This window comes from Deinococcus psychrotolerans (assembly GCF_003860465.1).
Lineage (GTDB): Bacteria > Deinococcota > Deinococci > Deinococcales > Deinococcaceae > Deinococcus > Deinococcus psychrotolerans.
The window spans coordinates 2461078-2473123 of sequence record NZ_CP034183.1 but is presented as its reverse complement, the minus strand read 5'-3'; the positions used below and the strand labels follow the sequence as shown (position 1 = coordinate 2473123).

15 protein-coding genes are annotated in these 12046 nt (G+C 61.8%); 8 read left to right on the top strand and 7 right to left on the bottom strand.

The annotated features are described in order from the left end of the window. Positions 1–12: 12 nt before the first annotated feature. Genes EHF33_RS21880 through EHF33_RS12210 form a run of 3 tightly spaced genes read right to left on the bottom strand, consistent with a single transcriptional unit; the run spans position 13 to position 1103 of the window. Positions 13–165, bottom strand: coding sequence for a hypothetical protein (locus EHF33_RS21880; protein ID WP_420889961.1), 153 nt, complete (start codon positions 163–165; stop codon positions 13–15). A gap of 54 nt (positions 166–219) precedes the next feature. Continuing rightward, positions 220–390: a hypothetical protein gene (locus EHF33_RS21125; protein WP_164473473.1), complete on the bottom strand. Its 171-nt coding sequence runs from the start codon at positions 388–390 to the stop codon at positions 220–222. Beyond that, positions 390–1103: an MBL fold metallo-hydrolase gene (locus tag EHF33_RS12210; protein ID WP_241191162.1), complete on the bottom strand. Its 714-nt coding sequence runs from the start codon at positions 1101–1103 to the stop codon at positions 390–392. Before EHF33_RS12210 ends, EHF33_RS21125 begins: the two co-directional genes overlap by 1 nt. Before the next feature lie 101 nt (positions 1104–1204). Between EHF33_RS12210 and EHF33_RS12205 the strand changes: the two genes are divergently transcribed. Together EHF33_RS12205 and EHF33_RS12200 are read left to right on the top strand one after the other, a co-directional pair. Continuing rightward, a complete protein-coding gene (locus EHF33_RS12205) occupies positions 1205–1792 on the top strand; it encodes a TetR/AcrR family transcriptional regulator (protein WP_124871930.1) in 588 nt (195 codons plus the stop codon). After that, entirely contained in the window at positions 1789–2277 is a 489-nt protein-coding gene (locus EHF33_RS12200) for a hypothetical protein (protein ID WP_124871928.1), read from the top strand. The genes EHF33_RS12205 and EHF33_RS12200 overlap by 4 nt, the downstream gene beginning before the upstream one ends. Here EHF33_RS12200 and EHF33_RS12195 read toward each other — a convergent pair. From EHF33_RS12195 to EHF33_RS12185, 3 genes are all read right to left on the bottom strand, one after another. Further along, on the bottom strand, positions 2271–2885 hold the full coding sequence (locus EHF33_RS12195) for an HD domain-containing protein (protein ID WP_241191161.1): 615 nt from the start codon (positions 2883–2885) through the stop codon (positions 2271–2273). The two genes, EHF33_RS12200 and EHF33_RS12195, sit on opposite strands and share 7 nt — an antisense overlap. A 22-nt stretch (positions 2886–2907) precedes the next feature. Next, positions 2908–3651, bottom strand: coding sequence for an FAD-dependent thymidylate synthase (gene thyX / locus EHF33_RS12190; protein ID WP_124871925.1), 744 nt, complete (start codon positions 3649–3651; stop codon positions 2908–2910). A 228-nt stretch (positions 3652–3879) separates the two neighbouring features. After that, positions 3880–4395 (bottom strand): EVE domain-containing protein, encoded by a 516-nt coding sequence (locus EHF33_RS12185; RefSeq protein WP_124871922.1) that lies wholly within the window; start codon positions 4393–4395, stop codon positions 3880–3882. A 101-nt stretch (positions 4396–4496) separates the two neighbouring features. Here EHF33_RS12185 and EHF33_RS12180 point away from each other — a divergent pair, with 101 nt between their 5' ends. From EHF33_RS12180 to EHF33_RS12160, 4 genes are all read left to right on the top strand, one after another. Next, positions 4497–5165: a PspA/IM30 family protein gene (locus EHF33_RS12180; RefSeq protein ID WP_124871919.1), complete on the top strand. Its 669-nt coding sequence runs from the start codon at positions 4497–4499 to the stop codon at positions 5163–5165. 230 nt (positions 5166–5395) lie between these two features. Beyond that, on the top strand, positions 5396–6286 hold the full coding sequence (locus tag EHF33_RS12175) for a histone deacetylase family protein (RefSeq protein ID WP_124871916.1): 891 nt from the start codon (positions 5396–5398) through the stop codon (positions 6284–6286). Between the two features lie 270 nt (positions 6287–6556). Further along, a complete protein-coding gene (locus EHF33_RS12170; RefSeq protein WP_124871913.1) occupies positions 6557–7183 on the top strand; it encodes a Crp/Fnr family transcriptional regulator in 627 nt (208 codons plus the stop codon). Positions 7184–7780: 597 nt separating this feature from the next. Then, positions 7781–9277 (top strand): YifB family Mg chelatase-like AAA ATPase, encoded by a 1497-nt coding sequence (locus tag EHF33_RS12160; protein ID WP_124871907.1) that lies wholly within the window; start codon positions 7781–7783, stop codon positions 9275–9277. 177 nt (positions 9278–9454) lie between these two features. On the opposite strand, the gene EHF33_RS12155 is transcribed toward EHF33_RS12160, so the two are convergent. After that, positions 9455–9682, bottom strand: coding sequence for a hypothetical protein (locus EHF33_RS12155; RefSeq protein ID WP_124871904.1), 228 nt, complete (start codon positions 9680–9682; stop codon positions 9455–9457). A gap of 153 nt (positions 9683–9835) precedes the next feature. Here EHF33_RS12155 and EHF33_RS12150 point away from each other — a divergent pair, with 153 nt between their 5' ends. Together EHF33_RS12150 and EHF33_RS12145 are read left to right on the top strand one after the other, a co-directional pair. After that, positions 9836–10957, top strand: a complete 1122-nt coding sequence (locus EHF33_RS12150) for a hypothetical protein (protein WP_124871901.1) — start codon at positions 9836–9838, stop codon at positions 10955–10957. Positions 10958–10994: 37 nt separating this feature from the next. After that, entirely contained in the window at positions 10995–12041 is a 1047-nt protein-coding gene (locus tag EHF33_RS12145) for a [LysW]-lysine hydrolase (RefSeq protein ID WP_241191325.1), read from the top strand. Positions 12042–12046 lie beyond the last annotated feature (5 nt).

Below are 12046 nucleotides of genomic sequence, written 5' to 3'. Positions count from 1 at the left end.
AGTTCAAGCCTATCAAACTTGCAGCCTCAACGGGCTCGGCGGCCACGCAAATGCAGCGCGAAGGAGGCCGTCCACTGCAAGGCCACCACAATCGGCAAAAGCTAGAGCGGTCAAGTTCTGCCCCTGAACCAACAGTGCCCCGCAGCTCACCCCATAAAACAACACCTCAAACCCCAACCTCGCCGGATCGGGCAACCGGAGCGCCGAGCGAGGCGCGGCTCAGATGGCCCAAGCCCCCGCCGCCAGCAAGGCTGCCAAGCCAGCAGCCAAGACGCGTAGCCACAGCGCCGCGTCCAGTCGCCAGCCCCACTGTACGAGAAACCATTGGGCCAAGAACCACAGCGCCGCCAACTCGCAAGCAAAACGGAGCGCCTGCACCGCGAAACGCATCAGGCCGTTTTCGGCCCCCTACGCCCGGCCTCCTCCACTGCTTTTTGCATGGCGGCCACTGGGTTTTCCAGCACTGCGCCGTGCCCCACCGCCAGCCGCGACGGAGCCAGGTCAGTCAGGCGGGCGGCGGATTCGGCGGCAAGCTGGTCGTCCCAGGTAGCCAGCGCCGGAAAGGGAAACAGCCAGCGCAGCTGTCCGGCCACCGCCAAGCCGCCCACCACCTGAAAAGCGTCTCCGGCGATGAGCGTGCCGTCGCGCCCGTCCAGAAAAGCCAGTTGACCGGGCGTGTGGCCCGCTGCCGAAACGACCCTGAGCGACCCCACCTTGTCGCCGCCCCGCAGCAAACGGTCTGGGCGAGTCTTGGCACCCCGTAAGTCGCCTTTAAGCTTGCTCGGCCCCTCGCCCGCGTCCACCCTGAGGTCTCCGGCCAGCAAACGGGCGTCGCGGACACTGATGCTGACTTCAGCGCTGGGTAAAGCGGCGCGGAGGGCGTCCAAACTGCCGATGTGATCGCCGTGTGCGTGGGTCAGCGTGATGCGGAGAATCGGCAGGCCAATTTGCCGAGCCGCCTTGAGAATGGTAGGAGCGCTGCCCGGCAAATTGGCATCAATTAAAGTCAGGCCGTCCTCTTCGCGCACCAGATAGCTGTTGACCAGACCGAATCGGGCCAACCGAAAGAGATTTGCGCCGTGCTGAGTTAAGGACATCATCATTCTCCCCAGACGAAAAAGAACGCCGTTCGCCTTTGTGGTGAACAGCGTACGCTTTCGGCTGATTCCTGTCAAGACTTACACTGTTCGCTATACTGCCCAGTATGCCCTACCCACCAAAACTCACTCCCGAACTTATTCTGCGCGAGGCCCAGACGTTGCTGGACGCGGGCGGGCAAGACGCGCTGAACATGCGCCCGCTGGCCGCCGCGCTGGGCGTGCAGGCCAGCAGCTTGTACCGCCACTTTCCAGACCGCGCCGCCCTTTTGCAAGCGCTGGAGGACTGCGCTTCCCGTGACCTCACCCGCGCCATTGAGCAGGCCAGCACCGGGACAACGCCGCGTGGGGCGCTGCTCTTGACCTGTGAAGCTTACGTGCAGTATGCCGAGACGTACCCGCACCGCTACCGCTTGCTGCTCTCGCCGCGCCCGCCGAGCGTGGGGCAACCCGGCCCCGGCAAAGATTTGTGGAATACCGTGCTGAACTTGGTGAGTGCGCTGAGCGGCCACACAGACGACACCGCCCGCACCGTAGCGCTGTGGGCCTTCTTGCACGGCTTCGTGGTGATGTCGCGCAGCGGCTTGTTTGGTCTCAGCGGGCCCAAAGGCGGCTTTGAAGTGGGGCTGAGTGCTTTGCTCGACGAAATGGAACGCGCCGCCACACAGGGCGATGTTCCAAGGGAAACGCTATGACCTCTCCCCTCTCCGAAACTGACCGCGCTCTACTGATGGACGAGGGCGATCTGCTCTCCCGGCGGCTGGCGCAGCAGCTTTACGCGCCGCTGGAACGCCAAGACCGGATCACGCTGTATGGCCGCTCGCTGGCGCTCAACTTGGTGCAAGCCCTATTGCCCACCATCGAGCAGATCACCTGGCGGATGGACAAGCCGCTCAGCGCCCACCTCACCAGCGATTTGCGGGGCCGGGCGGTGGTGCAGACCGTGACGTTTGACGGCGAGCTTCACCGCAACTTGCCAGTGGACGATTTGATTGAAACGGCGCTGTTTGTGCGCGGGCGGCTGCATCCCAAAATAAGTGAGAAACTCCTGGGCGCACTGCACGGCTCCGAACACGCCGCCACGCGGGCGCTGGTGGCTTGCCTGAAAAGTAAGCCGGTGCTGGACGCCACGCAGCGGTATTTGCGGGGACTGTTGGGGCAGGGCAGGTTGGGTCAGTGATCTGTGGTCAAAATGCCTTCAATGACGGCCTGCGCGAGGGTACGCTCCACTAAAGCCAACAATGCCGGAAATTCACTCAGGGCGGCGCGTTTGAGGTTCAGCACACGCTCAAGCGTCAGCTCAGGGTGTGCCGCCGAGCCTTGAGCGCCCGCTCCCCACGTCAGCAAAACAGGTTGCAAGGCGTCCAGCGCTCTGGCGAAACGGGCGGCGGGCGTGACTCGCGCTTCAAATTCTTGCCAGAGTTGATAGAAGGGCTGCCGCTGATCTTCGGGCAGCAGGCCAAACAACTGGTGGGCCGCTGCCTGTTCTCTGCATCTTTGTTGCTCGTGCTCGGCTTCAGACTGATCGAAGTGGGTGTCTCCAGCAAAGACTTCCACCAAATCATGCACGATCAAGAGTTTCACGGCGTGCCCTATATCGGCTTTCGGCGGCGCGTATTCGACCAGCGTCAATGCCATCAGCGCCAGATGCCAAGAATGCTCGGCGCTGTTCTCGGCGCGGCTGGCACAGTGCAGCAGTGTCGTGCGGGCCACCGACTTGAGCTGGTCACAAGCCAACAAAAACTCCACTTGATGACCGATGCGCTCAAGCGCCTGAGCTTGAATCACGGTTCTCTCGTTGCTGTGAGCCTCATTGCTCGTGGTGCAGCGCCCGCCACGCCCTGAACGTCACTGGAAAGAGCGGCTCGGCCAGTTGACCTATCGCCCGCGCAAACAAGTGCGTTTCAAACTGTGCGCCCTCGTGGTCGCGCAACTCCAAAAAGTGCAGCAGGGAGCGCACGTTAAAGGTGTAATACGACTCGGTATACAGCGAAAGCGGCAGCACGCCCCGCGCCTGCTCGCGTGTGACGCCGAGTTCTAGGAGTTGGTGATACGCCTTGAAAGCCGTCTGAGAAGCATTAGCCCAAGCTTCATGGGCGGCGGCCTGATCTAAAGTGCCGTCGTCTTCCACGCTGGCTTGGCGGTTGCTGGGCGCTTGCCTACGAAACTGCGTAGGCGTGTAGGCACGCTCCTGTACTTCTACATATCTGGCACTTACCTCATTTTTTGAGACTCCAACACGGTGACGCACAAGCTGACGGTCAACAAAAATTGGGCAAATGATCTTAAAAGTAATCAAGTTGTGTTCAAACGGGCTGCCATGCTTATGCTTGAGCAGATAAGAGATCAGTTTCTCGTCGCGGCCTGTCAACGGCGCGGCATTGTCTCCACCGAAGGAAACACGGGCCGCATTCACGATCATTTTGTCGTCGCCTGAGTGCTGAATCAGCGCCACCGAGCCGATCCCGTCGGACAGCGGGTAGAGCACGGGCGGGGATTGGTCGGTACTCGGAGCGGGGGCTGAGGCAACAGCAGTGGGGGCGGTGTCATTCACGCCCCCTAGCTTAGCTGGATTTTCTAAGATACAGCCTAACCTGATTTCAGCGGCGTCGCACCGGTACAGGCACTGCAACGGGGCGAACTTGGCGGGGCATTTCTGAGCGGCGGGCCAAGCTGATTCCCAAAACGGCAGCCGCGACGGTCAAGGCAATAAACATGGTTTAGTGTGTGCTGAGGGGGCTTACAGAAGCGTTACAAGCTCGCGTTGGTGCATTCTCCGACTTCATCCGACTTGAGTGGCCTCTGCACTCTGCTTAGTGATACTTCCTTCCAAAATCTCCAACTTCAGCCCACCGGCTTCCACGATCACCCGAAATTCGTCGTCGGAAACGGGCATCACCGATAAGCGGTTGCCTTTTTGCAACAGGCGCATCTCACTGAGTTCTGGGATGCCTCGCAAATCGTCCAAACTCAAAAAGCGGGGCAGTTCGGCAAAGGCCGCCACGTCCACCATGCTCCAGCGCGGATTGTCCGGCGTGCTCTTGGGATCACAGTACGCGCTGCCGAGTTCAAATTGCAGGTTGTCAGGGTAGGCGGCCCGCACCACTTTGGCCAGCCCTGCTATGCCGGTGGGCTTGGCCTGCGAGTGGTAAAACAAGCACAAATCGCCCACCTGCATCTGGCGCAAGTAGTTGCGGGCCAAGTAGTTGCGCACACCGTTCCACGGCTCGGCGCTGACCCGCATCAGGTCGGGGTAGCCAAACACGTCCGGTTCACTTTTGAGCAGCCAATACTTCACGCCCAGCAGTGTAACCCGCCTTTAGTTTTCCTTGAGGCTACGCTCAACCGTGCAACTCTTCTCAGCCCCACTTCGTAAAGTGAGATCAGGAGGCCCCACCCATGTCTATTCTTGACCGACTGTCCCGTTTGCTCCGCGCCAATGTCAACGACCTGATTTCCAAGGCCGAAGACCCCAGCAAAATCATCGAGCAAACCCTGCGCGATATGCGCGACGCCTACAACCAGGCCCGTACCGAGGTCGCCGGCTCAATGGCCCAGCAAGCCAAGCTGGAGCGCGAGGCCAACACCAACCGTAAGCTTTCCGAGGAATACGGCATGAAAGCCGAGGAAGCCATGCGCGGCGGCAGCGAAGACCTGGCCCGCGAAGCGCTGCGCCGCAAGCAAAATCACGCCGATCTGGCCGCAGGGTTTGACGACCAGCTCAAAATCAGCACCAACAACGTCGATCAGCTCAAAACCCAGTTGCGGGCGCTGGAAGCCAAAATCGACGAGATGGAAAGCAAGCAGCAGCTTTTGCTGGCCCGTCACCAGACCGCCAAAGCTTCAGAAACGCTGGAAAAAGCTTCGGGTTTTGACAAGTCCGGCGGAGCCATGAGCGCTTTTGAGGATATGGAGCGCAAAGTCGCTGCACAGGAAGACAAAGCCAACGCCATGCACCAACTGCGCGAAGAAGGCGACATCGACGCCCAGCTCGCCAATATGGGGCGCGGCAAAGCCTTAGACGACGAGTTCGAAGCCCTCAAACTCAAGGTGAAGGGCGGGCAGTAAACAAAGTCCCGAGCTGAACAGCTCAACGAAGGCCAGTGCTGAGAGACGCGCTGGCTTTTTCGTTTTATGAAAGCGTCTTCACCCATTCGCCAAAAAGAATTGTTGTTGGCTGAATTCAGGTTGAGTCGACATTCATCAAACCTTCTACAAGCTGTGCACTCCTGTTGAGGTTGGCCGCTCTGTCAGCCCCCACACCACCAGCCGGCCAACAGCGCGGCAGACTACCCGACATGACGCCTTTTCGGGCTTATACGCCCGCCGCTTACGACTTTCCTTTGCCGGAAGGCCACCGCTTTCCCTATTACAAGTACCGGGGCGTGGCAGAGCGGCTCAGCGGCCTCCTGCCCGTGCTGGACACGCCCAATTTGTCATGGGCCACCGCCGGATTGGTGCATGATCCGCTGTGGCTCAGGCGCTGGCGGCGCGGTGAAGTCAGCGCCAAAGAAACCCGCGAGTTCGGGTTGCCGTGGAGCGTGGGCGTGGTGGAGCGGGCACGCAGAGCGGCGGGCGGCTCAGTGGCGGCCCTGCACGACGCCCTGCAAGTCGGCTGGGGCGCAAACCTCGCGGGCGGCACCCACCACGCCTTCGAGAGCAGCGCGGGCGGCTTTTGCCTCATCAACGACGCCGCCATCCTGACCCGTCTGGCGCTGCAGCAAGGCTGGGCGCGGCGGGTGATGACCATTGACCTGGACGTGCATCAGGGCAACGGCACAGCGGCGCTGCTGGGCGGCGTAGCCGGCGCATTTACCCTCAGCGTCCACGGCGAGCGCAATTATCCATTCCGCAAAGAAGTCAGCGACCTCGATATCGGGCTGGGCGACGGCGTTACCGACAGCGAGTATATGGGCGTGCTCAGAGCGCAAGTCCTTCCGGCTCTGGAAGCCTACCGGCCCGATCTGCTGCTGTACCTGGCGGGCGTAGACGTGCTGGCCCACGACCGCTTCGGGCGCTTTGCCCTGAGTCTCAGCGGCGTGCGGGAGCGCAACCGCTTGATTTTAGAGTGGGCCAAACGGGCGGGCGTACCTGTAGTGACCATGCTGGCAGGCGGCTACAACGCCGACCATGCGCTGACCATCGAAGCCCACGCCAGCGTCGTGCTGGACGGTTTAGAAGTGTTCTAATACTGGTCACGGAAGAGCAAGCCCACTTTTAGCGTTTGCGCCCATAATCACTTCACATCCAAAGTCAGGTCGCCAGCATAAAACCCTTTACACTCACCAGTCTCCATCTCTTCTTCAGAGTGTGAGCTTCTCACTTTTGAACCTTATACAAACCTTGTACAGTCAATCTCAGTTCAGTTCACTTGCTTTCGCGGCTCGTCTGCCTGGACAGCCCTCGGCGCTTCCCCCTCTCCCCGCCGCATCTCGCTTATCCACGCAGACAGGAGCTCTATGAACACCCATACTTCCCAGCCAGTTCTTCCGATTACTCCCGCACAAGGCCGCCCACTTCACCGGGGCGATACCCTTTATTACGCCGGAGACGCCGCACCCAGCCTTTACCGCTTGGAAAACGGTCTGCTCCGGGCCGTGCGCCTGACTTCGCAGGGCCGCAACCTGACGGTGCGCCATATACGCCCCGGCGACATTTTCGGCGAGGAAGCGCTGCACGGTCTGCCCCGCAGTCATCAGATCATCGCCCTGACGGACGCGGTGCTCACGCCACTTCACCTTGAGCACCTCTCGGCCCCGGAGTTGTGGGAAGTCACCCGCAGCCTCAGTGATCAGCTCCAACGCGTGATGACCGACGGCGTACATATCCAAGACGGTGAGTTGCGCGAGCGAATTGCCCGCTACTTGCTCAACTTGGCCAGCAGCAGCTTGGGCGGCGCTCACGCCGATGGCAAGCGCTATGTGCGGGCCACCCACGAGCTGATTGCCGAGGGCACCGGAGCCACCCGCGAATCGGTCAGCAAATTGATCGGCGAAATGCGCGACGACGGCCTACTCACGCCAGCCTACCGCTGCCTGACCCTGAGCAACGAAGCGGGCCTCAGAGCAGAATCGGGTCTTTTTTAATCGACTTCCTCTGAGCCCAAATAAGTCGCCGATCTCACCTCAAAATTGAGTGTTCAGATAAAACACAAGCTCCAAAAAAAGGCCAGTTTAGAATTTGGCCTTTTTTTGGAGTATTTAATTTGCAGTTCAAGGATTGAGAATGGTCTTCAGTTGATGACGCCGCCGCAAGGAGGCCTAGGCGTACAAACGGGAGGCGGCGGGCAAACAGGGGGCTGGGGAGGGCAAACCGGCGGCTGTGGCGTGCAGGTGGGCGGCTTGGGGGCGCAGTGGGTGGGACGGGGGTTCAACCAGGAGAAGAAAAAGCCCAAACCGAATGTACCGCCCTCCACCTCAGCCATCTGTTCGTCGGAAAGTTCACGTAATCCAATATTTTTGTTCATAATTTTACCTCCAAGGTAAAGGTTAGTGTAAAATTTTGCACAAAGCAAATGTCCTGATGGGAGGTTGTGGGGTAATCTCCCCGCCCCACAAAAGGTGTGAAAAGGAGTAAAGAGTTTCGTCAGATGGGCGGCGTTAAGGTCAGCACCGTGTTCACCTGTCGTCGCTCTGCTTGCCTAACTGCTCTCTACGTTCTGCCTGACGCAGGGGCGTGACCCGGTGTTAGCCACTGTCCGCAGCGCCGCCCTGATTGGTGTGGACGCTGTGCTGGTCACAGTGGAGGTGGACGTATCGCCCGGATTGCCCGCTTTTACCATCGTGGGCCTACCGGATCAAGCGGTCAGCGAAGCGCGTGAGCGGGTTCGGGCAGCGATTCGCAACAGCCAGTTGCCTTTTCCAGCCGCCCGCATCACCGTCAACCTCGCGCCCGCCGATTTGCGCAAAGAAGGCCCGATGTACGATCTGCCGATTGCGCTGGGCTTGCTGGCCGCCCAAGAATTGCTGCCTGCCGCAGCGCTCAGCGGCGTGCTGCTGGCCGGAGAACTGGCACTTGACGGCAGCGTGCGCAGCATCGGCGGGGCCGTCAACTTGGCGCTGTTGGCCGCTCAATTAGGCGACAGCGTGCTGATTGGCGAGCACAATGCCGGCGAAGCGGCCCTGATTGAAGAGGTGCAGGTCTTTCCAGCCCGCACCCTGCGGGAAGCTTTGCAACACCTGTCGGGCCAAGCGCCGCTGACGGCAGCCACCGCCCAAGCACCTGACGAGAGCGGCCCGCCCCCTTTGGATTTGGCCGATCTCAAAGGTCAGGGCCAAGCCCGCAGAGCGCTTGAGATCGCGCTGGCCGGCGGCCATAACCTTTTACTGGTTGGCTCACCCGGCAGCGGCAAAACTATGCTGGCCCGCCGCGCTCCGGGGCTGCTTCCGGCGCTGACCCGCAGCGAAGCGCTGGAAGTGACCCGGATTCACTCTGCAGCGGGCCTGACCACCCAACGCAGCGGCCTGATGCAGGTTCCGCCCTACCGCAGCCCTCACCACACGGTTTCGGACGCGGGGCTGATTGGCGGCGGCAGCATTCCTAAGCCCGGCGAGGTCAGCTTGGCGCACAGGGGTGTGCTGTTTTTGGATGAATTTCCGGAGTTTTCACGCAGAGCGCTCGAAACTTTGCGCCAGCCACTCGAAGACGGCGAAGTGACGATCAGTCGGGCGCGAGCCAGCTTGCGCTATCCGGCCAAGTTCCAACTCATTGCCGCTATGAATCCTTGCCCCTGCGGGCATTTTGGCGACCCTGAAAAAGCCTGCACCTGCACGCCGCTGACCCGCAACCGCTACGCTGCCCGGCTCTCCGGCCCGCTGCTTGACCGCATGGATTTGCGCGTCAGTGTGCCGAGGCTGACGGTCGACGAACTGACCCGGGCTGGTACGCCGGAAAGCAGCGCTCCCGTTCGCAGCCGCATCCAGGCCGCCCGCGACGTGATGCTCTCCCGGCAGGGCGAGCGCAACAGCTTGCTGATCGGCCAAGCGCTGCGGCAACACGCTCCGCTCGCTGCCGGGCCAGCCGCTTTTATGGCTTCAGCGGCGCGGCAACTCGGCTTGACCGGGCGCGGCCATGACCGTGTGCTGCGCCTCGCCCGCACGGTGGCAGACTTGGCAGGCAGCTTGGACATCCGCGAAGTCCACCTGGCCGAAGCGGTGGCCTTCAGGCCCAGAGAACTTTAGAACTTATTCGTTTTTGCCCCAAAGGTGCTGCCAGCCGGTGACAGGACGGTACTTCGCCTCCGCTGCCTACTGCGGCGTGGTGAAACGGATGAGCGTGGGCAACTCGCGGAACGCCGTTCACCTTCAAGCTATCAAAAAGCGGCCCCAGTAGTGAGCCGCTTTAAGTTGCTGGGCTGGTTACGATTCTTCGCGCCGCTCTTCCGCGTCGGGCAACACCGCGTCGGCGGCCACGACGGCAGGCGAGGACGTCCCCGCGATGGGAATCAGCACTGGCACGCTTTCGTCGCTGCCCATTTCGGCGTTTCTGCGGCGCTCGCTGTTGGTCAGCGCGTCGGCTCCTTCTTCACGTAACTCCTCGTCACTCTTGCCCAGCGGCGCGTCACCGTATTTGCCATGTTGTGTCATGGCTCAGTCTGGCGGCAAGATGCTGCGGACGGGTGAAGCTTGGCTTCAGTCGCCTTTATGCGGCCGCCGGGAGGTCAGGCCAGCCGCAAAACAACCCAACGTCTCAGCACGTCGGGTATGCTGACGCTAAGGACGATTTGAAGGAGTTTTGCCATGAATGACCGAATTTTGGGAGCGCTTAAAATGGTGGGCATTACGGATGCGCCGCTGGCCAGCCTCGACCATGAACAACAGTTTTTTGCCCTTACCCCGCAGTTGCTGCTCTTTCACGGCGCTGAAGCCAGCAGCCCGCTGCAACAAGTCACCCTGCGCGACATCAGCCGGATTCACTCGGATCATCAAGGCACTTTGCGGGTCGAAACCAGTGCCGGAACCAGCATCACCGCCTCGCTGCTGGGCTTTGATCCCAACCGGGTGCAGCGCTTTTTTCAAACGGTGCGCGACACCACCGCCCGCGCCAAGCAGCAGCCCTCTTCGCCGCTGCCCAGCGCCGGCAGCAAGATGTTTGCCCCTGCCTCGCCCACACCTGCGCCGAGCGCCAGCCCTGTACCCAACACTGCGCCGCGACCAGAGCCGATTGTGTTGGGCGAGCGCCAAGATAACGGAAGCCAAGCCGCATCAACCACGCCCAACAGCGGTGCCAAGGTCGTCAAGATTGGCGGCTCAGCCACGCCCAGCGCTGCGCCTTCCCCAGTCCCTGCACCTCCTCCAGTGTCCCCACCGTCCAGCACCATTCGGATCGAAGCCCGCCCGCCCATCAGCGTCAACGCCGCCTCTACCCTGAACAAACTCAACCCAGAGCAGCAACCCAGCTCCGCCAAACCGCTCTCACCGGCCCCGCTGCCTCATACACCTCCGCCCAGCACTTCTGCACCCACCGCTCCTTCATCCAGCGCCGCGCCAAAAGCCGCCGCGCCCAAAGCGGCCAGCGCGGTTCCCGTGTCTGCCGCTCTTCCAGCGGCTGATCTGCAAACGTCCGCCCCCATGAGCGACAACGCGGCAGAGCAGGTCAACCGCCTCGCCCGCACTGCCCGCTCACTGGGCGCTCAGCGCTGGACGCTGCGGATTTTGGCTCTGGTGTTGGTGGTCGGTGCGCTGGGCATGGGCTACGTGCTGTGGCAACAAGGCAAGAGCAGCCAGCTTCCGGCGCTGTGGACGGTGACCATCGGCATCGTGACGGCAGTGGGACTGCTGGTCATGGCCGAACTGCTCAAAATGCTGTCGCTGCTGGGTCAGGTGGTTTCGGAGCGGCAAGGCGGGCCAACCCGTGACTGAACCCTTGAGCGGGCCAACATCTGCCGCCCGAGAACTGATGATCGGAGCTGTGTCGCGGGCCTCCGTGTCGGGGAATGAAAGCGAGGTGGCCGATTTCTTGGTCGGCTGGATGCAGGCCAACGGCTTTGAAGCCCAAGTGGACGCGGCAGGCAACGCGGTAGGCACGCGCGGCAACGGGCCAATTCAGGTGGTGCTCCTCGGCCACATCGACACCGTGCCGGGCCACATTCCAGTGCGGGTCGACGACAGCGGCGTGCTGCACGGGCGCGGCAGCGTGGACGCCAAGGGCAGTTTTTGCACTTTTGTGGCGGCTGTGGCGGCCTTGCCCGCAGAGGCGCTGAGCACCGCCACGTTTACTTGCGTCGGGGCCACCGAAGAAGAAGTGCCCAGCAGCAAAGGAGCGCGGTTTGCCCTGACCCAGTACGTTCCCGACCTCGTCTTGATCGGTGAGCCGAGCGGCTGGGAAGGGCTCACGCTGGGCTACAAGGGCCGCTTGATCGTCAAGGTGCAGGTCGTCAAAGACAACTTTCACACGGCAGGCGAAGGCACCAGCGCGGGCGACGACTTGGCGGCCAGTTGGGAGCGGGTGCGGCGGTGGGCCGAGAACGCTTCGGAGGAGGGCGTCTTCGGGCGGGTGCAGGCCACCATTCAGACCATCAGCTCTGAGAGTGACGGCATGGAGCAAGTCGCCCGCGCCAGTTACGGCTTGCGGCTGCCGCTGCACCTTTCGCCCACCCAAGCGCGGGAGCAGATTACGGCGCTGCTGGCCGGTATGGCAGGGCTAGGCCTCAGCTTTACCGGCGACGAAAGTGCCGTGCGCTACGGACGCGACACGCCGCTGGCCCGCGCCCTGCGCATCGCCATTCGGCAGCACGGTGGCACGCCGGTCTTTAAGCTCAAAACCGGCACCAGCGACATGAACGTGGTCGCCCATCGGTGGACAGTCCCCACCCTCGCCTACGGCCCCGGCGACAGCGGCCTCGACCACACCCCGCAGGAGCGGCTCGATTTGGCCGAGTACGACTTGGCAGTGTCGGTGCTGCGCTCGGCGTTGGCGAATGTGGTCAGCAAACCCCCCGCCTAAATGAA